21 protein-coding genes and 1 pseudogene are annotated in these 19,983 nt (G+C 67.3%); 12 read left to right on the plus strand and 10 right to left on the minus strand.

All coding sequences use genetic code 11. From position 1 onward, the window contains the following. Together Q8814_RS16200 and Q8814_RS16205 are read left to right on the plus strand one after the other, a co-directional pair. A pseudogene (locus Q8814_RS16200) lies at positions 1-518 on the plus strand (NrfD/PsrC family molybdoenzyme membrane anchor subunit); the annotation flags it as partial. A 35-nt stretch (positions 519-553) separates the two neighbouring features. Next, positions 554-1,861, plus strand: a complete 1,308-nt coding sequence (locus tag Q8814_RS16205) for an L-lactate MFS transporter (RefSeq protein WP_330153036.1) — start codon at positions 554-556, stop codon at positions 1,859-1,861. 50 nt (positions 1,862-1,911) lie between these two features. On the opposite strand, the gene Q8814_RS16210 is transcribed toward Q8814_RS16205, so the two are convergent. Further along, positions 1,912-3,090 carry a multidrug effflux MFS transporter gene (locus Q8814_RS16210; RefSeq protein ID WP_330153056.1) on the minus strand — a complete coding sequence of 393 codons (1,179 nt, stop codon included), beginning with the start codon at positions 3,088-3,090 and terminating at the stop codon, positions 1,912-1,914. Between the two features lie 84 nt (positions 3,091-3,174). Between Q8814_RS16210 and Q8814_RS16215 the strand changes: the two genes are divergently transcribed. Continuing rightward, positions 3,175-4,116 (plus strand): tyrosine recombinase XerC, encoded by a 942-nt coding sequence (locus Q8814_RS16215; protein ID WP_330153037.1) that lies wholly within the window; start codon positions 3,175-3,177, stop codon positions 4,114-4,116. 92 nt (positions 4,117-4,208) lie between these two features. After that, a complete protein-coding gene (locus tag Q8814_RS16220; RefSeq protein WP_330153038.1) occupies positions 4,209-5,777 on the plus strand; it encodes a MinD/ParA family ATP-binding protein in 1,569 nt (522 codons plus the stop codon). A gap of 24 nt (positions 5,778-5,801) precedes the next feature. Here the strand turns inward: Q8814_RS16220 and Q8814_RS16225 are convergent, their stop codons facing one another. Further along, positions 5,802-6,284 (minus strand): M23 family metallopeptidase, encoded by a 483-nt coding sequence (locus Q8814_RS16225; RefSeq protein WP_330153039.1) that lies wholly within the window; start codon positions 6,282-6,284, stop codon positions 5,802-5,804. 323 nt (positions 6,285-6,607) lie between these two features. On the opposite strand from Q8814_RS16225, the gene rpsB reads away from it, so the two are divergent. The 6 genes from rpsB to Q8814_RS16255 all read left to right on the plus strand — a co-directional run bounded on the left by rpsB (position 6,608) and on the right by Q8814_RS16255 (position 11,635). Next, positions 6,608-7,447 carry a 30S ribosomal protein S2 gene (rpsB, locus tag Q8814_RS16230; RefSeq protein ID WP_330153040.1) on the plus strand — a complete coding sequence of 280 codons (840 nt, stop codon included), beginning with the start codon at positions 6,608-6,610 and terminating at the stop codon, positions 7,445-7,447. Positions 7,448-7,585: 138 nt separating this feature from the next. Continuing rightward, positions 7,586-8,410, plus strand: a complete 825-nt coding sequence (tsf, locus tag Q8814_RS16235; protein WP_330153041.1) for a translation elongation factor Ts — start codon at positions 7,586-7,588, stop codon at positions 8,408-8,410. Between the two features lie 142 nt (positions 8,411-8,552). Next, complete coding sequence (gene pyrH, locus Q8814_RS16240) at positions 8,553-9,287, plus strand: UMP kinase (protein WP_330153042.1); 735 nt, start codon at positions 8,553-8,555, stop codon at positions 9,285-9,287. Positions 9,288-9,315: 28 nt separating this feature from the next. Next, a complete protein-coding gene (gene frr, locus Q8814_RS16245; protein WP_330153043.1) occupies positions 9,316-9,873 on the plus strand; it encodes a ribosome recycling factor in 558 nt (185 codons plus the stop codon). A gap of 2 nt (positions 9,874-9,875) precedes the next feature. Then, positions 9,876-10,808, plus strand: coding sequence for a phosphatidate cytidylyltransferase (locus Q8814_RS16250; protein WP_330153044.1), 933 nt, complete (start codon positions 9,876-9,878; stop codon positions 10,806-10,808). Further along, positions 10,808-11,635, plus strand: a complete 828-nt coding sequence (locus Q8814_RS16255; RefSeq protein WP_330153045.1) for a class I SAM-dependent methyltransferase — start codon at positions 10,808-10,810, stop codon at positions 11,633-11,635. The genes Q8814_RS16250 and Q8814_RS16255 overlap by 1 nt, the downstream gene beginning before the upstream one ends. Here Q8814_RS16255 and Q8814_RS16260 read toward each other — a convergent pair. Further along, positions 11,564-12,394 carry an HpcH/HpaI aldolase/citrate lyase family protein gene (locus tag Q8814_RS16260; RefSeq protein WP_330153046.1) on the minus strand — a complete coding sequence of 277 codons (831 nt, stop codon included), beginning with the start codon at positions 12,392-12,394 and terminating at the stop codon, positions 11,564-11,566. The genes Q8814_RS16255 and Q8814_RS16260 overlap by 72 nt on opposite strands. 84 nt (positions 12,395-12,478) lie before the next feature. Between Q8814_RS16260 and rlmN the strand changes: the two genes are divergently transcribed. Then, positions 12,479-13,588 carry a 23S rRNA (adenine(2503)-C(2))-methyltransferase RlmN gene (gene rlmN, locus Q8814_RS16265; RefSeq protein ID WP_330153047.1) on the plus strand — a complete coding sequence of 370 codons (1,110 nt, stop codon included), beginning with the start codon at positions 12,479-12,481 and terminating at the stop codon, positions 13,586-13,588. Between the two features lie 100 nt (positions 13,589-13,688). Next, positions 13,689-14,012 carry a hypothetical protein gene (locus Q8814_RS16270; RefSeq protein ID WP_330153048.1) on the plus strand — a complete coding sequence of 108 codons (324 nt, stop codon included), beginning with the start codon at positions 13,689-13,691 and terminating at the stop codon, positions 14,010-14,012. A gap of 6 nt (positions 14,013-14,018) precedes the next feature. On the opposite strand, the gene Q8814_RS16275 is transcribed toward Q8814_RS16270, so the two are convergent. From Q8814_RS16275 to Q8814_RS16305, 7 genes are all read right to left on the minus strand, one after another. After that, complete coding sequence (locus Q8814_RS16275; protein ID WP_330153049.1) at positions 14,019-14,762, minus strand: ABC transporter ATP-binding protein; 744 nt, start codon at positions 14,760-14,762, stop codon at positions 14,019-14,021. Next, positions 14,755-15,528: an ABC transporter ATP-binding protein gene (locus tag Q8814_RS16280; protein WP_330153050.1), complete on the minus strand. Its 774-nt coding sequence runs from the start codon at positions 15,526-15,528 to the stop codon at positions 14,755-14,757. The genes Q8814_RS16275 and Q8814_RS16280 overlap by 8 nt, the downstream gene beginning before the upstream one ends. Next, positions 15,518-16,573, minus strand: coding sequence for a branched-chain amino acid ABC transporter permease (locus tag Q8814_RS16285; RefSeq protein WP_330153051.1), 1,056 nt, complete (start codon positions 16,571-16,573; stop codon positions 15,518-15,520). The genes Q8814_RS16280 and Q8814_RS16285 overlap by 11 nt, the downstream gene beginning before the upstream one ends. Then, entirely contained in the window at positions 16,474-17,523 is a 1,050-nt protein-coding gene (locus Q8814_RS16290) for a branched-chain amino acid ABC transporter permease (RefSeq protein ID WP_330153052.1), read from the minus strand. The genes Q8814_RS16285 and Q8814_RS16290 overlap by 100 nt, the downstream gene beginning before the upstream one ends. 53 nt (positions 17,524-17,576) lie before the next feature. After that, on the minus strand, positions 17,577-18,806 hold the full coding sequence (locus Q8814_RS16295) for an ABC transporter substrate-binding protein (RefSeq protein WP_330153053.1): 1,230 nt from the start codon (positions 18,804-18,806) through the stop codon (positions 17,577-17,579). A 20-nt stretch (positions 18,807-18,826) separates the two neighbouring features. Then, entirely contained in the window at positions 18,827-19,438 is a 612-nt protein-coding gene (locus Q8814_RS16300; RefSeq protein WP_330153054.1) for a carboxymuconolactone decarboxylase family protein, read from the minus strand. 49 nt (positions 19,439-19,487) lie between these two features. Next, a partial coding sequence (locus Q8814_RS16305; RefSeq protein ID WP_330153055.1) for an SDR family NAD(P)-dependent oxidoreductase occupies positions 19,488-19,983 on the minus strand: 496 nt, incomplete at its 5' end.

Here is a 19,983-nt window from a genome sequence, read left to right on the forward strand (position 1 = left end):
TGGGGGCCGTGACCGCGCCACCCGTGGCTGCCTACACCGCAGTCCTCCTCTCCGACACCGCCACCCCCGCATGGCACTCCGCCTACAAGGAGCTGCCCTTCGTCTTCTGCGGCTCGGCCGCCGCCGCGTCCGGCGGTCTCGGCCTTCTGGGTGCGCCGGTCGCCGAGGCCGGACCCGCACGCGCCTTCGCAGTGGGCGGCGCGCTCGTCGAACTCGCGACCGAGCGACGGATGGAACAGTCGATGGGTCTGCCGGCCGAGACGCTCCACCAGGGCCGGGCCGGCCGGTTGATGAGGGCCAGCAAGGCACTGACGGCGGCAGGCGCCGTCGGCGCGCTCGCCGGACGCCGCAGCCGGGTGCTCTCGATGGTGTCCGGTGCCGCGCTCATGGCGGGTTCGTTGTGCACTCGCCTCGGCGTCTACGAGGCCGGCATCGCCTCGGCGAAGGACCCCAAGTACACCGTCGTGCCGCAACGTGAACGGATCGATCGCGTTGAACCGGTGCGCTACCGGGAGTGAAGGCCTGTCACACGGGCAGAACGAAGGAGTACGGCATGGACTCCGAGCAGGGCACGGACGAGCGACGCGGCACCGCTGCACGGGACGGACAGCCTCCGGGGAATTTCCGCTGGTTGCTGGTGGCGGGCGGCCTGCTGCTGCAGTTCTCGATCGGCGCGGTCTACGCCTGGTCGGTTTTCGGCGGGGCACTGGAGAACGCCGACTCCTGGCAGCTCAGCAAGGTGCAAGCGTCGCTCCCGTTCACCGTCACCATCGGCATGATCTTCATCGGCACCTACGCCGGCGGCCGGTTACAGGACCTCAGAGGTCCTCGCATCGTCGCGCTGATCGGCGGCGTCATCTACGCCTTCGGCATCCTGCTCGCCTCGTTCACCAACGGCTCCGACGATTACTGGCTGCTCATCCTCGGGTACGGCGTCATCAGCGGCTTCGGACTGGGTTTCGCATACATCGTCCCGATTGCCATGCTGCAGAAGTGGTTTCCCGACAAAACCGGCCTCATCACCGGGCTGGCGGTCGGCGGCTTCGGGTTCGGCGCGGTGCTCACTTCTCCGGTCGCCCAGTGGCTCATCAACCAGGACCCCGAGGACCCCACGAGCGCCTTCCTGCCGCTGGGCATCGCCTACCTCGTGATGTCCCTGGCCGGCGCAGCGCTCTTCCGCAATCCGCCCGCCGGTTACACCGTGCCGGGCTTCGAACCTGTCACCGGCGGCGGTGCCGAAGCGGGCCTCGGCAAGGAGTACACGCAGGGGGAGGCGTTGCGCACGCCGCAGTGGTACCTCCTGACCGCGATCCTCACCCTCAGCGTGGCCGCCGGCATCTCTCTGATCTCCCAGGCCAAGCCGAGCGCTACCGACATCGCGGGTTTCAGCGTCACCGGCGCGGCGACGCTGGTAGGTGTACTGGCGATCTTCAACGGAGCCGGCCGAATCGTGTGGGCGGCAATCTCCGACTACATCGGCCGGATGAAGACGTTCACCGCCATCCTCGTGCTGCAGGGCGTGTGCCTGATCATGCTGCCGCACGCCGACAACGTGGTGCTGTTCTCGATCCTGGCCGCGATCGTCTACCTGTGCTACGGCGGCGCCTTCGGGACCATGCCCGCCACCGCCGGCGACTTCTTCGGAGTCCGCAATGCCGGCGCCATCTACGGGCTGATGCTCATCGGGTGGAGCCTGGGGGGCATCATCGGTCCGATCATCGCCTCTTCGCTGATCGGCGAGGACAAGGCATACACCGTCGCCTACACCACCATCGGCGTAATCGCCCTGGTCTCGGTACTGCTGACGGTCGTCACCAAGGTACCTGCAGCACGCCGGGGTTCCGCCGCGGTCGAACCCTAGGCCGGGGCCGGGTCGACGAGGGCGAAGCGCGACCGGGACTCGAGTCGACCTTACTTCCGCGCACCACTCGGAAGCGGTGGACGGGTGAGCACGGTCAGAGCGGTCAGTGCGAGGGCGCCGGTCGTGACGATGGCAATGGCCATCGGTACAGCGGTGTCCGCTCCTCCGAGCCCCACCAGCGGTGACACCACGGCGGCGAGCCCGAACTGCGAGGCGCCCATCAATGCGGAACCGGTGCCCGCGGCTTTCGGTACCTCGGACTGCCCGAGAGCAGTGGCATTGCCCATGATGAAGCTGAGACTGCTCACACACACGAACAGCAGGGGCAGGATCAGCCATGCCCGGTCGCCGGCCACGAGCGAGGCAATGAGCAGCAGAACACCGCCACCGAACAGCGTGGATACCCCGGTCCGCAACAGTGATCGCACCTCGAACCGGCCGACCAGGCGGGTGTTGACGATGTTTCCGGTGATCAGTCCGAGCGAGTTGACGGCGAACACCAGTGAGAACTGCGTGGGACTGAGTCCGAGCACTTCCTGCGTCACGAACGGCGACGCCGAGATATAGGCGAACATCGCCCCGAAACTGAGTGCGAACGTCGCCGCGTAACCGAGGAAGCGCCGATTGGCGAGCACATATCCGAAGTTGCCGATCAGCGCGGAAAGACCACCACCGTGCCGTTTCTCCGGCGGCAAGGTTTCCGGAACGAACAACACCACTCCGGCGGTCATGGCGACGGCGATGGCGGCCAGCACCCAGAAGATGCCACGCCAGCCGATCGGATCGAGCAGCACGCCCCCGAGGATCGGTGCGAGCACCGGCGCGACACCGCCGATGATCATCATGATGCTGAACAGCTTCGCGGCGGCCTTTCCGCGGGCGCGGTCCGCGATGACGGCACGGGCGAGCACGATGCCGGTGCCACCGCTGAATCCCTGGATGAGACGGGCAGCGACGAGAACCTCGATCGTCGGCGCCAGGGCACACAGAGCGCTGCTCAGCGCGAGCACGATCGTGCCGATCAGGAGCAGTCGACGGCGTCCCCAGCCGTCGGAGAGCGGACCGACAACCAGCTGCCCGATGCCGAGACCGGCCATGAAGGTGGTCAACGTGAGCTGCACACCGACCGTGGTCGTGCCCAGGCTCTCCGACATGATCGGCAGACCGGGCAGATACATATCGGTGGCCAACGGCGCCGTGGCCGACAACAAAGCCAATGCACACAGCATCGGCACAGAGATCGTTTTACTCACGAACGAACTCTATCGGCGTGGTCGGTTGCACCGGCCGCTGCCTACGAGCACCGTGGTCCCATGACCCGCGACGACCCGAACGCCGCTTTGCCCAGGCCGCTCGCCGTGCACCTCGAGGAGTTCGCCGAGCATCTGGAACTCCACGGTGGGAGGTCGAAACACACGATTCGCGCCTACCGCACCGACGTCCGGTCACTGCTCGAATATCTGGCCGCCACGAACTCGGACGCGCACATCGCGGATCTCGATCTCGACATCCTGCGGTCGTGGCTCGCGCGCCAGGTGGCGTCGGGTGCCGCGCGCACCACGGTTGCCCGCCGCACCTCGTCGGTGCGCACCTTCACCGGCTGGCTGGTGCGGACAGAGCGACTGGACCACGACCCCGCGGCACGGCTCGCGTCGGCGCGCGCGCACCGCACACTTCCTGCCGTACTGCATGCCGAGCAAGCCCTCGAAGTTATGGAGTCTGCGAGATCGGGTGCGGCGCAGTTGGATCCGGTGGCATTGCGCGACCGCGTCATCGTGGAGTTGCTCTACGCGAGCGGAATCCGCGTGGGGGAACTGTGCGGTCTCGACCTCGACGACATCGACGCCGAGCGGCGGGTGCTGCGGGTGATCGGCAAGGGCGACAAGGAGCGGACCGTTCCGTACGGGGTTCCCGCCGCGGAAGCGCTGGACTCCTGGCTGCGCAGCGGTCGGCCGCACCTGGCGAGTGCGACATCCGGACCGGCGCTGCTCCTCGGCAAGAGGGGCGGGCGGATCGATCAACGACAGGTGCGCACTGTGGTGCACGAAACCGTGACCGCCGTTCCCGGGGCGCCCGATCTCGCCCCCCACGGGCTTCGGCACAGCGCGGCCACTCACCTTCTCGAAGGCGGCGCGGACCTGCGGGTAGTGCAGGAAGTGCTCGGTCATTCGAGCCTTGCGACGACGCAGCTGTACACCCACGTGTCGGTGGCGCGATTGCGCGCCGTGCACGAGCAGGCGCATCCGAGGGCTTGAGAAGGTACGGACCCGAGGGGGCTGCGCAGCCCACTGTCCGCATCGGCTCGATTTGATACCGTCCCCGCCAGGTCGAATCCGGGGGGAAATTCATGACACGCGACGAACCGAGCCACACGCTGCCCGCTTGGCTGCAGGACGAACCGCAGCCCGACACGTCCGTCTCGGCGTCGGCGCCGCGCCGAGTGCTGCGCCGTGCAACGCGGGCGGCAGCGACACCTGGTTCGCGTGCGCCGGCCGTCGAGTCCCCGCCATCCATGGCTCAGCGGACGGCCGAGCGGCCGGATCTGGACTCGGAAACGGTTGTAGCCGTGTCGGATACGTGCGATCCGGTGGGCGCGGTGCAACCGGTGGCAGGTGCTACGGCCAACCCGCTCGTGGCGTCCGTTCCATTCGGTGCGGCGTCCACGCGGGCGACACGATCGCCCGCGGACGAGCGTGAGGTGAAGCCACCCGAGACGGAGTGCCTTCCCGCGGAACTCTCCGAGGTCCAGCCGTCCGAGGTTCGACAGCCCGAGCCCCACCAGGCTGCGGCGGAACGCCGAGACGCTGCAGACCGGGACGATGCGGGCTCCGATTGTCCCGTGGCCGGCAGTTCGACCACGACGAGTCCGGACACCACCGGCACCGACACCACCGGTCCCGACACGGCCGTCCCGGTCGAGGAACAGACACCCGACGAGACCCGATGGCCTGCCGGTTCGTTCGACCATCAGCCCTCCAACCTGGATCTCGCGTCCGGGGTGCTCGTCAGGCGCTCGCGGCGATCGCCGTCGGGGGGTTGGCGTCGCAGCGTGCACCGGTTCTCGGGTGGGCTGCTCAATCCGGGGGAGTCCGCCGACGGCAGCCACCACGACGAACTGGTCGCCCGGATCAGGCAGCCGATCGGGGGCGACTACCGCATCGCGGTGCTCTCGCTCAAAGGCGGAGTCGGCAAGACCACCACCACCGTGGGGCTCGGGTCGACGTTCGCATCGCTGCGGGGCGACTGTGTGATCGCGGTCGACGCCAACCCGGATTTCGGGACGCTGGCCCAGCGGATTCCGCAGCAGACCGATGCGACGGTGCGAGACCTGCTCGCCGCGGCGCCGCGCATCGAACGCTATTCGGACGTGCGGGCCCATACGTCGCAGGCGCCCAGCCGCCTCGAAGTACTAGGAAGTGAACGCGATCCGGCTGTGTCGGAGGCATTCAGCGAGGACGACTATCGCAGGATCATCGATATCCTCCAGGTCTTCTACAACATCATCCTGACCGACTGCGGGACGGGCATCATGCACTCGGCGATGCGCGGCGTGCTGGACCTGGCGAACGCGCTCGTGCTGGTGGGTTCGCCTGCCGTCGACGGAGCGCGCAGTGCGGCGGCGACGCTCGACTGGCTGCAGGCGCACGGCTTCGACGGGCTCGTCGAACGCACCGTCGTGGTGATCAGTTCACCGCGACCGGGAACATCGAACATCGACATGGGTGCTGTCACCGACCATTTTCTGACGCGCTGCCGCGCGGTGCAGGTGGTGCCGTTCGACGAGCACCTCGCCGAGGGCGCGGAGATCGATCTGAACCTGCTGCGGCCCGCGACCCGGCGGGCGTTTGTGGAGCTCGCGGCGATGGTCGCCGACGACTTCCCGGCCCTGTCCGGTCGGCACGCGGCGCAGCGGTGAACCCCCGGGTCGACCCGATGCAGGTCAGACGGGTTTGAGCCGGATGACGGCCGCACGCACCAATCGGAGCGGATCGAGATAGTCGTCGCGGTCCCGCCGCAGACCCCAGTGCAGGCATGCATCGGCCGGACAGTCGTCGTGCCCGACCTCGACGGTGCCGAGCGGATCTCCCCGCGCGACCCGGCGCCCGGCGATCACCGCCGCGGCCACCGGCTCGTAGGTGGTGCGCAGATCGCCCTCGTGCTGCACCGAGACAACCGGTTTACCTGCGACGGTGCCGGCGAAGACCACGACGCCGTCGCCGGCCGACAGCACGGTCTGGCCGGGGTGGGCGCGCAGGTCCACCCCGCGGTGCCCGCGAAGCCAGTTCCGTTCGGGAAGGTCGAACTCGCGCACGACACTGGGCCGGGGATGCAACGGCCAGCCGAATCGGGATTGTGCCGCCGCCGGAGCGCTTCCCGAGAGCACAGCCACGAGGACGAGCAGCGCAATCCCCAGCGATCTCATCGCTCCAGTCTTCTGGCGCGACGACGACGGCGAAACCCCCGTGTCGGCGCCTGTGGACAACTCGTCCCGCTATCCACAGGGGTCGCCCACGGGATCGGTGGGACGGCCGGTTAGGGATCCGGCGTACCCGCGCCGTACACTTGTCGAGCGGTCTGTGTTCGCAGACCGACTTCGCGCGTCCGCGCGCCGGTGAACGCTCGCTTGTTCGAGTGTGCCGGACAATGGCCGTCGGCCGGTCCCGCAAGGGTCCGACGGGCATGCGGGCGCCAGGGCGGGGATCGAAAGATCCACCGCATCAACCGACACGAAAGAGAGACACAGCCATGGCTGTCGTAACCATGAGGCAGCTGCTCGACAGTGGCGCCCACTTCGGACACCAGACTCGTCGCTGGAATCCGAAGATGAAGCGGTTCATCTTCACCGACCGCAACGGCATCTACATCATCGACTTGCAGCAGACCCTGACGTACATCGACAAGGCGTACGAATTCGTCAAGGAGACCGTCGCGCACGGCGGTTCGATCCTGTTCGTCGGCACCAAGAAGCAGGCGCAGGAATCGATTGCGGAGGAAGCAACCCGCGTCGGGATGCCCTACGTGAACCAGCGCTGGCTCGGCGGCATGCTCACCAACTTCTCCACCGTCCACAAGCGCCTCCAGCGCCTGAAGGAACTGGAGTCGATGGAGCAGACCGGTGGCTTCGAGGGTCGCACCAAGAAGGAAATCCTCATGCTCACGCGTGAGAAGAACAAGCTCGACCGCACCCTCGGCGGCATCCGCGATATGGCGAAGGTTCCGTCGGCGGTCTGGATCGTCGACACCAACAAGGAGCACATCGCCGTCGGTGAGGCTCGCAAGCTGAACATCCCGGTCATCGCGATCCTGGACACCAACTGCGACCCGGATCTCGTCGACTACCCGATCCCGGGCAACGACGACGCCATCCGTTCCGCCGCGCTGCTGACCAAGGTCGTAGCCTCTGCCGTCGCCGAGGGCCTGCAGGCGCGCGCCGGTAAGAGCTCGGATTCGGACGCCAAGCCCGAGGCTGCCGGCGCCGAGCCGCTCGCCGAGTGGGAGCAGGAACTCCTCGCGCAGGCCGCACCCGCCGCCGACGCCGAGGCTCCGGCCGAAGCGCCCGCCGCGGACGCAACCCCCGAGGCCTGATCCGTTGCACGGCCCCGACCGCTAGATCGCGAGATCATGGTCGGGGCCGTTGCACTGCGGCCCGGCCCGCATCACACGCTGCGGTGCGGTCCGCACCCCGAGACTTTCCAACCCAACGACACAGGAGGCTCGCTCCCCATGGCGAACTACACCGCCGCCGACGTCAAGCGTCTCCGTGAGCTCACCGGCTCCGGGATGCTGGACTGCAAGAACGCGCTCGCCGACAACGACGGCGACTTCGACAAGGCCGTCGAGCAGCTGCGAATCAAGGGTGCCAAGGACGTGGGCAAGCGCGCCGAGCGCTCCACCGCCGAGGGCCTGGTCGCGGCCAAGGACGGCGTGATGATCGAGCTGAACTCAGAGACCGACTTCGTCGCGAAGAACGACGAGTTCCAGGCGCTCGCCGACCAGGTGCTCGAGGCTGCCGCGCAGGCTCGCCCGGCCGACGTCGACGCACTCAAGGCCGTCGAGGTCGACGGCAAGACGGTCGACGCCCTGGTGCAGGAACTGTCCGCCAAGATCGGCGAGAAGCTCGAACTGCGCCGTGTCACGGCGTTCGAGGGACCGGTTGCCATCTACCTGCACAAGCGTGCTTCGGACCTGCCGCCGGCCGTCGGCGTGCTCGTCGAGTACACGGGTGAGGGCGACGCCGCCGCCGAGGCTGCTCGCGGTGCCGCGATGCAGATCGCTGCGCTCAAGGCCAAGTACGTCACCCGTGACGAGGTTCCCGAGGACGTCGTCGCCGGTGAGCGTCGTATCGCCGAGGAGACCGCGAAGGCCGAGGGTAAGCCGGAGCAGGCGCTGCCGAAGATCGTCGAAGGCCGCGTCAACGGCTTCTACAAGGATGTCGTGCTGCTCGAGCAGTCGTCCGTGACGGATTCGAAGAAGACCGTCAAGGCGATCCTCGACGAGGCCGGTGCCACCGTGACCCGCTTCGTGCGGTTCGAGGTCGGCGCCAGCTAGACCACTGTGATCTCGACCCCGCCGGCCTGCGCCGGCGGGGTCGAGGTGTGTCGGTGGCATGTCGTCTCGTTCCCGGTCTCGGTTCCGCCGGGTGGATGAGGCAGGATGAGAGGGCCGAATCATGCGCAACCAGAGGAGCATCATGTCCGAACACGCCCACGATCGGCCCGGTTTCCGCCGGGTTCTCCTCAAACTCGGCGGCGAAATGTTCGGCGGCGGCACCGGCAAGGTCGGACTCGATCCCGATGTGGTGACCACGGTGGCCGAGCAGATCGCCGAGGTCGTGCGCAGTGGTGTCGAGGTCGCGGTGGTGATCGGCGGCGGCAACTTCTTCCGCGGCGCCGAACTGCAGCAGCGCGGACTCGAACGGGCGCGCTCCGACTACATGGGCATGCTCGGAACAGTCATGAATTCCCTTGCACTGCAGGACTTCCTGGAGAAGCAGGGAATCGATACCAGGGTGCAGACCGCGATCACCATGGGGCAGGTCGCCGAACCGTATCTTCCGCTGCGCGCACGCCGGCACCTCGAGAAGGGCCGCGTCGTCATTTTCGGTGCGGGTATGGGCATGCCGTACTTCTCCACCGACACCACCGCCGCGCAGCGCGCACTCGAGATCGGCGCCGACGTCGTGCTGATGGCCAAGGCCGTCGACGGTGTCTATTCCGCAGACCCGCGGGTGGACCCCGACGCGGTGATGTTCGAGGAGATCACCCATCGCGAGGTCATCGAGAAGGACCTCAAGGTCGCCGACGCGACCGCATTCAGCCTGTGCATGGACAACGCCATGCCGATCATGGTCTTCAACTTGCTGACCAAGGGCAATATCGCTCGTGCCGTCGCCGGTGAGAAGATCGGAACGCTCGTACGGTCATGATTGGACAACGGAACATGGAGGAACTGCCGTGATCGATGAAGCCCTCTTCGAAGCCGAGGAGAAGATGGAGAAGGCCGTCACGGTGGCCAAGGACGACCTCGGCGGGATCCGCACAGGTCGAGCGAATCCCGGCATGTTCAACCGGATCGTCGTCGACTACTACGGTTCGCCGACACCCGTGACGCAGATCGCCAGCATCAACGTGCCCGAGGCGCGGATGGTCATCGTCAAGCCGTACGAGCAGTCGCAGCTCAACGCTATCGAGACGGCGATCCGCAATTCCGACCTGGGCGTCAACCCCTCGAACGACGGCAACATCATTCGTATCTCGGTGCCGCAGCTCACCGAAGAACGTCGCCGCGAACTCGTCAAGCAGTCGAAGGCGAAGGGCGAGGACGCGAAGGTGGCCGTGCGGAACGTCCGCCGCAAGGCGATGGAGGAGTTGGGTCGCATCCAGAAGGACGGCGAAGCCGGCGAGGACGAGGTCAACCGCGCAGAGAAGGAACTCGACAAGACCACGGCCAAGTACGTGGCGCAGATCGACGAACTGATCAAGCACAAGGAAGCCGAGTTGATGGAGGTCTGACGGTGGGCAGAGCCGACGGGTCTTCCGACCCGCAGCTTCCACTCGACGTCGGAGAGGACTCCGGCGTCACCCCTGCAGCTTCGGTCTCGACACCCGAACCTGCGTCCGGGAAGAAAGCGTCACGCGCAGGACGAAACCTTCCAGCAGCAATCGCGGTGGGTGCCGGGCTGGGCGCGCTCGTCATCGTGATCCTTCTGTTCGCGCCGACCGCATGGTTCGCGGTTGTCTCGGGAGCGATCGGGATCGCCACGTGGGAGGTCACCAAACGGCTGCGTGAGGCCGACGTCCTCGTACCGCGACTGCCACTGCTGCTCGGTGGCCAGGCCATCATCTGGCTCGGCTGGCCCTACGGCACCACCGGAATGCTCGCCGCGTTCACCGGGACGGTCGTGGTCACGATGCTGTGGCGGTTGTTCGACCACGGGCTCGTCGCGCAACCCCGGAACTATCTGCGCGACACTGCGGTCGCGGTGTTCACCGCCGCGTGGCTTCCCCTGCTGGCATCGTTCGCGACGCTGATGGTGCTCGAAGAGCAAGGTGCGGCTCGGGTGTTCTGCCTGATGCTGGTGACTGTGTCGTCGGACATCGGTGGTTATGCCGCCGGCGTGCTGTTCGGCAAACACACCATGGCGCCCGCCATCAGCCCGAAGAAATCGTGGGAGGGCTTCGGGGGATCGCTCGTCGCATGCGTTGCCGTCGGAGTGCTGACGGTCATGCTGCTACTCGACGGTCCGTGGTGGGTCGGCGCATTGCTCGGCGTGGTCCTGGTCCTCACCGCGACCGCCGGTGATCTCATCGAATCCCAGGTCAAGCGTGATCTGGGGATCAAGGACATGGGCACTCTGCTGCCCGGGCACGGCGGTCTCATGGACCGACTGGATTCCATCCTGCCGTCCGCGTTCGTCACCTGGTTGATCCTCACCATCTTCGTCTGATGACAGGCGAGGACCGTGCGCAGGGGCGGGACGTGATCGCCAGCCCCAACATCTGGCATTGGCCGGGGGTGTACGAAGAGGAGAACCGCGCCCAGGACACCCGCGGCGCCGTGTACGCGGCGCTGCGGGAAGCGGTCGACTGGGCAGGTCGCGACGTCGTCGACGTGGGCTGCGGCAGCGGCTTCCACCTGCCGATGTTCGCCCGGACCGCCCGATCGGTGACCGGCATCGAACCGCACCCGCCGCTCGTGGCGCTCGCGCGTCGCCGCATTGAGCATCTCGATACCGCCACGGTGACGGCCGGATCGGCCACGGACATGCCGCTCCCCGACGCGTCGGCCGATCTGATCCACGCCCGCACCGCGTACTTCTTCGGCCCCGGCTGCGGCGCGGGCATCACAGAAGCGATGCGGGTGCTGCGACCGGGTGGAGCGCTCGCCGTCATCGATCTCGACGCCACCGCCCACCCGTACGGCGAGTGGATGCGAACAGACCTCCCACACTACGAACCGCGGACCGTCGAGGCGTTCTTCGCAGCACAGGGATTCGACTTGCGCCGCATCGACACCGAATGGGCATTCCCGGATCGGGACACCCTCGAGCGTGTGCTCGGCATCGAGTTCGCCCCGCGCGTCGCCGCCCGCGCGATGCGGGAAACTCCCGGAACGACGCTCACCGTCCGCTACCGGCTCCACATACGTCGCAGACCCCACGGCGTCGAACTCCCTCAGCCGTCGGCATCACTGCGGGCTGCATCAGTGCGGACTGCGAATCCGGAAGATCCGGGCGAGCTCGGTGATCTTCTTGGCCTTCGCCAGCTTCGGTAGATCGCTGCCGTCGCGAACACCGCTACCGTCCTCTCCGAGCGTGTCGATCACCGCGTGCGCCCATCCGACGTCGTCGGGCGTCGGACTCAACGCGGCATTGGCAGACGGAGCCCGGTCCGGTGTCATGCACAGCTTCCCGGTCATGCCCATCGAGCGGGTCAGCTGCGCCTCGCGTTCGAGCACAGCCGGATCGTCGGTGAGCGACGGGCCGTCGATCGGACCGGGTAACCGCGCGGCGCGGCTCGTGATGACCAGCCGGGCCCGCGGATACGCGAGGGCGAGCGGAGAGTCGCTCATACCCGTGTCGCGCCGGAAGTCTCCACTGCCGAAGACCAGGCGGAAGGTGCCGTCTGCGCGCGCGATCTCGGGAGCGGCCTCGAGCCCCATCGCCGATTCGATGAGCACCAGGATTCGGGTGCCGTCGGGCAGAGCTTCGGCGGTGGCATCGACCTGCTGGCCGCTTTCGACTTTCGCGAGCATCACGCCGGCGAGGTTCGGCACACCGGTCAGCGCTGCGATGTCGTCCGCCCAATGGGGGGTGGTGGCATCGTTGATGCGCACCCACGCGGTGTTGCCGGCTCGGAGCCACTCGGTGACTGCGGTGCGGGCCTCGGGTTTACCCGCGGCGGGGACCGCGTCCTCGAGGTCGAGTACGACCATGTCGGCGGGCGATGCAGCGGCCGCGTCGAACCGATCGGGGGCACTGCCGGGAACGAGCAGCCAAGAACGTGCGACTTCCGGAGCGATGCTGGTGGACATAGTGCCATCGTCCCCCACCGAGTAGGCGAGCATCACAGCCGGGCCGAGACCGACATATCCCGGATCATGGGACAATGAATCATTATGGTCACTTCTCTACCCCTGGTTTTCGACGCACCCAAGCGTGGCATGCCGCCGCGGCACCTCGCCGACCTCGACTCCGCGCAGCGGCGTGAGGCGGTGCGTGAGCTGGGATTGCCGGCTTTCCGCGCCGACCAACTCGCCCGCCAGTACTACGGCCGGCTCGAGGCCGACCCGGCGAAGATGACGGATCTGCCGGCGGCCGTGCGCGACCAGGTCGGCGCCGCGTTGTTCCCGCCGCTGCTGACCGCCGTCAAGCACATCGCGTGCGACGGGGGCGAGACCCGCAAGACGCTGTGGCGTGCGGGCGACGGCACCCTGCTCGAAAGTGTGCTCATGCGGTACCCCGACCGGGCGACGCTGTGTATCTCGAGCCAGGCCGGGTGCGGAATGGCCTGTCCGTTCTGCGCGACCGGGCAAGGCGGTCTCGACCGGAACCTGACCACCGCCGAGATCGTCGACCAGGTGCGGGCGGCCGCTGCGGCGCTGCGCGACGGCGATGTGGCCGGTGGTCCCGGCCGTCTGTCCAACGTGGTGTTCATGGGCATGGGCGAGCCGCTCGCCAACTACAAGCGCGTGGTGGCCGCGGTACGGCGCATCACGTCGCCGGCACCCGAGGGACTCGGCTTGTCCCAACGTTCGGTGACCGTGTCGACCGTCGGGCTGGCACCGGCGATCCGCAGGCTCGCCGACGAGGATCTGCATGTCACCCTTGCGGTGTCGCTGCACACCCCCGACGACGAACTGCGCGACACCCTCGTACCCGTGAACAACCGCTGGTCGGTGAAGGAGGTGCTCGACGCCGCGCGTTACTACGCCGACAAGACCGGGCGCCGGGTTTCCATCGAGTACGCGTTGATCCGTGATGTGAACGATCAGCCGTGGCGTGCGGACCTGCTGGGCAAGAAGCTGCACAAGGCACTCGGTGCGCTGGTGCACGTCAATCTGATTCCGCTGAACCCGACGCCGGGTAGCGAGTGGGACGCGAGCCCCAAGCACGTCGAACGCGAGTTCGTGCGGCGCGTACAGGCCCAGGGCGTCTCCTGCACGGTGCGTGACACCCGCGGCCAGGAAATTGCCGCGGCGTGTGGCCAGCTCGCCGCCGAAGGTTGAGAACGGGGCTGCCCACGACCCGTACCGGGATCGTGTAGCGGGCGCGAATCCGCCGCTCCCGTACGATCGGCCGCATGCACAGGTCACCGGGGGGTTTCCGATGGTAGATGTCCGTGGTGTGGCCGGCACTCTCGCGTGCGTGGCGGCCGGAGCGTTTCTGGCCAACGCCGTTCCGCATTCGGTTCGCGGTGTCACCGGCGAACGATTCCCCACACCGTTCGCGGATCCGCCGGGCGTAGGACTCTCGTCTCCCACCGAGAACATCGTCTGGGGTGCCGTCAATGTCGTGATCGGTGGTGTGCTGCTGCGTGCGTTCACCGGGACGGCACGCGAGTACGTCGCGGTGGCTGTCGGTGCGACGTCCACGGCGCTGTTCCTCGCCCGCTACTTCGGTGACGTGGCGACCCGGTCCGCCTCGGACTGAGCCCGCTCAGACTGCTCGATCCCGGCGCTGGGCCTCGAGGTCCGCGGCGCCGAAGTACGCGGCCTCGAGGCGATCCCGGTCGGCCAGCAATGTCGCCGCGTCGCCCTGGAGCACTGCCCGGCCGTGCCCGAGCACGATCGCGCGGTCCGAGACGGCGAGTGCGAGTTCGACATGTTGCTCGACCAATACGACAGCGATGTCCTCGTCGCGAGCCAGGTCCCGGATGGCGGGCAGCATCTGTTCCACGACGAGCGGTGCCAGCCCGAGACTCATCTCGTCGACCATGAGGATTCGCGGTTCCGCCAGCAGTGCGACCGCGATCGCGAGCATCTGCTGTTCACCGCCGGACAGGAGACCGACTGTGCGCGACTGCAACCGGGCCAGAGCCGGAAACCTGTCGAGCACCAGTTCTTCCCGTGCACGGTCAGGTGTGCGCCGGGCGAGACGAAAATGGTCGCGCACCGTCATGGCCGAGAAGAGTCCGCGGTCGTCGGGGACGAGCCGGACACCGCGCCGCGCCATCCGGTAGGGCCTGCGGTGGTCGACCGGGGCACCGAGGGCGGTGACCGCACCGCCCATCACCGGAAGCAGTCCCGCGAGTGTCAACAGAGTCGTCGTTTTGCCCGCGCCGTTGGATCCGAGGATCGAGACGACCTCACCGGCGGAGACGGTCAGGTTCACGTCGGAGACCGCGGCGACGCCGTTGTAACCGGACGTCATGGATTCGGCGGTGAGCACCACGTCAGCCATGAGTGGTCTCCATCGGTGTGCCGAGGTACGCAGCGATCACAGCAGGATCCTTTCTCGCCTGTTCCGGTGTGCCCGAGAAGATCACCTTCCCGAACTCCATGACGTAGATGCGGTCGCACACACCGAGGATCAGCGACATGTCGTGGTCGATGAGCAGCACTCCCGGACCGCCGCGCGCCACGGCACGGATACGCTCGGCGAAGTCGAGGCTCTCCTGGCTGTCGAGGCCCGCGGCAGGCTCGTCGAGCAGCAGCAGGCGGCAGTTCCCGACGAGTGCCCGTGCGACGCCGACGAGTTTCTGTTGTCCGAGGGTGAGATCGCGCGCCGTGGTCTCCCCGAGATCGCCGAGGCCCACCGCATGCAGCGTCGAGGCCACGAGTTCGTCCGTGCCGGTCTTCCGGCGGCCGAACAGATCCCGCCACAGTGCCGCCGGTCCGCCGGGACGCAGGGCGGCGACGACATTCTGCGCGACGGTGAGGTTGCCGAAAAGCTCACCGGATTGCCATGTGCGGGACAGTCCGGCGCGTCTGCGCAGATGCGGCGCACGTCCGTCGAGCCGTGTGTCGCCGAGAGTGATCTCGCCGGCGTACTCGGTGAAGCCCGTGACTGCGTCGACGAACGTGGTCTTGCCGGCACCGTTCGGCCCGATCAGTCCGACGATCTCCCCGGAGCCGACCGTCAGCGACACGTCGTCGTTGGCGACGACGCCTCCGTAGGCCACGGTCACGTTACGCGCGGACAGCCGCGCCGGTTTCTCATCCGGCATCACTCACAGCAACCTTTCTGTCGTCGGCGTTCGGGGCGGAGTCGGTCCCCGGTGGGGCCGGTGGTCGCGATCGGCGGGAGCGGAGCAGATCGGCGATCCGGGATGCTTCTCCCGCCACCCCGACGGGATTGACGATCGCGGTGGCGATCAGCGCCAGTCCGGAGATCAGCGCGTAGTAGTCACCGAAATCGAACACGTTGTGCAGCAACACATAGACGATCCCCAGTGGCCCGATCACGCCGGCGATCATCGCGCCGCCGACCGAGGTGATGCCGCCCAGGTACGCGACCGCAAGCACCTGCAATCCCACGAAGACCGTGAAGGACTCCGCCGACAGCTGGCCTGCGCTGTACCCGATGAGGCACCCGGCGACACCGGCGATGAAGGCGGAGAGACCGAACCCGACGAGCTTGGTCAGCCGCACGTTGATGCCGCTCGCGGCGGCGGCGCGCTCGTTGGCGCGCACCGCCAGAAAGGTCCGGCCCGTGTCGCCGGACGCGAGCCGGATGAATCCCCAGACGACCAGGGCCGCGACGACCAGGACGGTGAGGGAGAACGACAGCCGCGCGATGTCGCTGCCCTCGCGCACACCGAGATTCAGTCCGAACAGCGTGGGGTTGGCGATGGGATTTCCCGACGGAGGGGTCAGGCTGTAGTTGTTGAAGACGAACCGCTCGATGGCCAGAGCGGCCGCGATGGTGACGATCGCGAGTTGCGCGCCCCGGATCCTGAAGGCGGGCAGCGCGACGAGCATTCCCAGCCCCGCCGCGACGAGCGAGCAGAACACCAGTGCTACCGGGAACGGCAGACCCCAGCCGGCGGTCACCTTGGAGAGCATGAATCCTGCCGCTCCGGCGAATGCCGCCTGCGCCAGCGAGATCTGGCCGAGGTAACCGGTGATCACCACGTACGACAGCGCCAGGAGCATCAGGATGATCGAATAGGTCAACCCGAAACGGTACGTGCCGGAGGTGACCGCCAGCAGGACCCCGGTCGCGACGGCCACGACGGCGGCGGGGATCGGCCGGAAGCGCGGAATCCGCACATCGGCAGTTTGACCGTCTGGAGCGAACCGCGGGACGGTATCCGTCCGCCGAACGCGAAGAGGATCACGATGATCACGAGGAACGGCACAACCTGGTCGACGCCGGATTGCGCCCACACCGGCCACCAGTTCTCACCGGTGAGCAGGTTGAGCACCGATTGGAATGCTCCCAGGGCGAGCGAGGCGATCACGATCGTCGCGACGGACTCCATCCGGGCGACGAGGAGCACCGCGAGAGCGGGCACGACGAGCAGCGAATAGTTGAGAGGATTCAACCCGGTCAAGCTCGCGCCCAGGACGACACCCATCGTGCTGACGAACGACGCCATCACCATCGCGAGTGCGGCGAGGCGGTCCGCCGAGAATCCCATGAGCGTCGCGCCCCGCTCGTTCTCGGCGGCCGCCCGGGTAGCCGCACCGGCCCGCGTGAAGCGGAAGTATGCCCAGATCAGTGCGGAGAGCGCCACCATGATCCCCGCCATCACCAACTCGGCGGACGAGACGGTGGTGCCGAAGACGTCGAGGGAGCCGTCCGGGACGATCGCCTCGATCGGAATGTTGTTCGGGCCGAACCGAAGCACCACCAGCGCCTGGATGGTGAGCATCAGTGCAACCGAGACGACCACCTGCGCGAGTGCCGGTGCGCGCCGGACGGGCCGGAACACCAGGTAGTGCGTGAGAAGGCCGAGCAGCAGCGCCATGAGCAGCCCGATGGCCAGCGCAACCGGGGTGGACGGTTTCTCGTCGAACTCCAGGCTTCCGATCGGCAGAACCAGTGTTCCGTCGCGGCGCAACTGCGCGAAGACGTACGCGCCCCACATCGCGGTCGCGCCCTGGGCGAAGTTGATGATGCCGGTCGACCGGTAGACGAGCAGCAGGCCGCCCGACAGTCCGATGTACACCGCTGCGAGGCCGAACCCCAGGACGATGAACTGCAGGTAGGTGCTCATGGTGTACTCCGGCGCGTCTCGGTCGTCATGTCTCGGTCGTCATGTCGTGATCGTCAGGACGCGGGCATCAGTGACGGATCGAGGTCGATGTATCCGTTGTCGTCCACCGAGCGGAGAGTCCCGTCCTCCTGGACCTCGAAGAAGATGGCCTGCGCGTTGCAGGTGGTGGCGACCCCGGGCCATTGCTGCCCGTCGCACGTCACCGTCGGTCCTGCGAACGACGGGAAGTCCTTCACTGCCTTGAACGCGTCCGTGACCGTGCCCGCGGTGATCTCTCCGCCGTGTTCGGACAGGATCTGGGCGATGTTGACGATCGCGGCGAACGTGTAGATCGACCGCGACGACAGTTCGTTCCCGTAACCGACCGCGTCCATCGCGTCGGCGAAGACGTCGAGTTGTTCCTGGACCTCGGCGGGCGCCGACTCCCTGGCCAGCGGCACCCACAACCGCGGCTGGGTGACGATACCGGCGGCGTCGGTCCCCATGTCGTCGATGAACTGCGAACACGACCCCGCGAGGATGGTGTCCTCGTAGCCTTGCCGGCGCAAGGCCTGGAACAGGCTCGTGCAGCCGTCTTCGGGCAGAGCGATCACACCGGCCATGTCGGGGTTGTCCGCAAGCTGTGTCGCGGCAACGACATTCAGATTCGCGCCCGATGCCGGGGGATACTGCACGCTGACATCGATCCCCATCCCTTCGGCGATCGGCATGATCAGATCGTCGACGTAGGCATGGGAGGTCGGAGATTCGTTGACCGCGAGCGACGCTGTCGTCTTCCCCATGGTGTCGAGCGCCGACATGCTGGCGAGCGCCGCGAATGACACCGGGCCGGTGAAGTAGAACGCCTGCCCGTATTCGGCGGCGTCGGCGACGAACGATCCGGCGAGCGTTCCGATGATGGGGATGCCCGCCGAACCGAGGATCGGTACCGCGGCCCCCATGCTCTGATCGACCGCGTCGATCACGAGCGGCACATTCTTCGAGACGAAGCCGTTGGCACAGTTGATGGACGTTTCGGGGCTGCCGTCACCACCGCACACATCCACTTCGAGTGGACGGCCGTTGATGCCTCCGAGCACCTCGTTCACGTAGTGGACGCCGGCTTCGAGCCCGTACGCGGTCTGCGGGTACGCGGTTGCACCTTTGATGGGTGCCTGCGCGCCGATGACAATGGGGGCGCCGGTGGGTGCGGCGGCGTTTACGGACGCGCCGCCACTCGAACCGCACGCCGACACGGTGAGTGCGGCCACTGCTGCGATCGCACCGATGTGGAACTTCTTCATGGGTGTGCCACTTTCTCGAATCAGTCGCGGGAAGTGAGAGATCGGGCGGCGAGTGTGTGTTCGGGGAGGTACGGCACCAGGCCGGGTTCGGGCTGCACGTCGAACGAGCGCAACGCGGTCGCCAGCATCGCGTAACACCCGACCGTGAACACGATGTCCATCAGTTGCTGCTCCCCGAACTCGCCGGAGAGCACGCGCCACGTCTCGTCGGACACCGCGCCCTCGCCGATCAATTCGTCGGTCGCCGCCAGCAGTGCGCGGTCGATGCCGGACCAGCCCGGCGCTGCGGGGCCTTCGGCGATGCGGGTGATCTCGTCGGCCGTGATGCCGGCACGATCCGCGAGGATGACGTGCTGGGCCCATTCGTAGTCGGAGCGGCGGAGTGTGGCGACTCGGAGAACCATCAGTTCCCGCTGCCGGATCGACAGCGTCGACTGCGCCAGCAAATGCCGATTGAAGCTCAGAAACACCATCGCCAGCGACGGGTGGCGGGCCAGCGTGCCGAGCAGGTTGGTTCCCGGTTGCCGGTCTTCTTCAGGCACGTTGCTCGCGACGGCGGACCGGAAACCGGTGACGTACGCTGCAATCTCCTCTGTCCAATCCTCTTGGGGAGCGGGAGAAATCCGGACCATCGTGCTCGGTGTCCTTTCGTCGGGAAGATGAGTGCTCGGCAGAGCCCGGTCAGGTGTTGCGTCCGCCGTTGACGCCGATGACCTGCCCGGTGATGTAGCCGGCCTCGTCACTTGCCAGGAACGCGCACGTCGCCGCGATATCCTCGGGCTGCCCGATCCGACCCACCGGCGTTTTCGCGGTCTGCTGATCGAGGTCGACGAAGCCCTTGTCGACGGTCCGGCGCAGCATGGGTGTGTCGATGAAGCCGGGCGGGATCGTGTTGACCGTGACGCCGTGCTTGCCGAACTCGAGCGCCAGGCTCTTGGTGAGCCCGATGACCCCCGATTTCGCGGACACATAGGCGGCGAGACCGGGGGAGCCGCTGTGGACGCTCGACGACGAGATGTTGACGATGCGTCCCCAGCCCTTCTCGATCATGTCCGGGAGCATGAGCTGGCAGCAGTCGAAGGTGCCGGTGAGGTTGATCGCCAGCGACCGGTTCCAGATCTCGGCGGTGATGTCCAGGAACGGGGAGTCGAGCGACAATCCGGCACTGTTGACGAGG

Origin of the sequence: Rhodococcus chondri, assembly GCF_036327435.1 — a bacterium.
GTDB lineage: Bacteria > Actinomycetota > Actinomycetes > Mycobacteriales > Mycobacteriaceae > Rhodococcus > Rhodococcus chondri.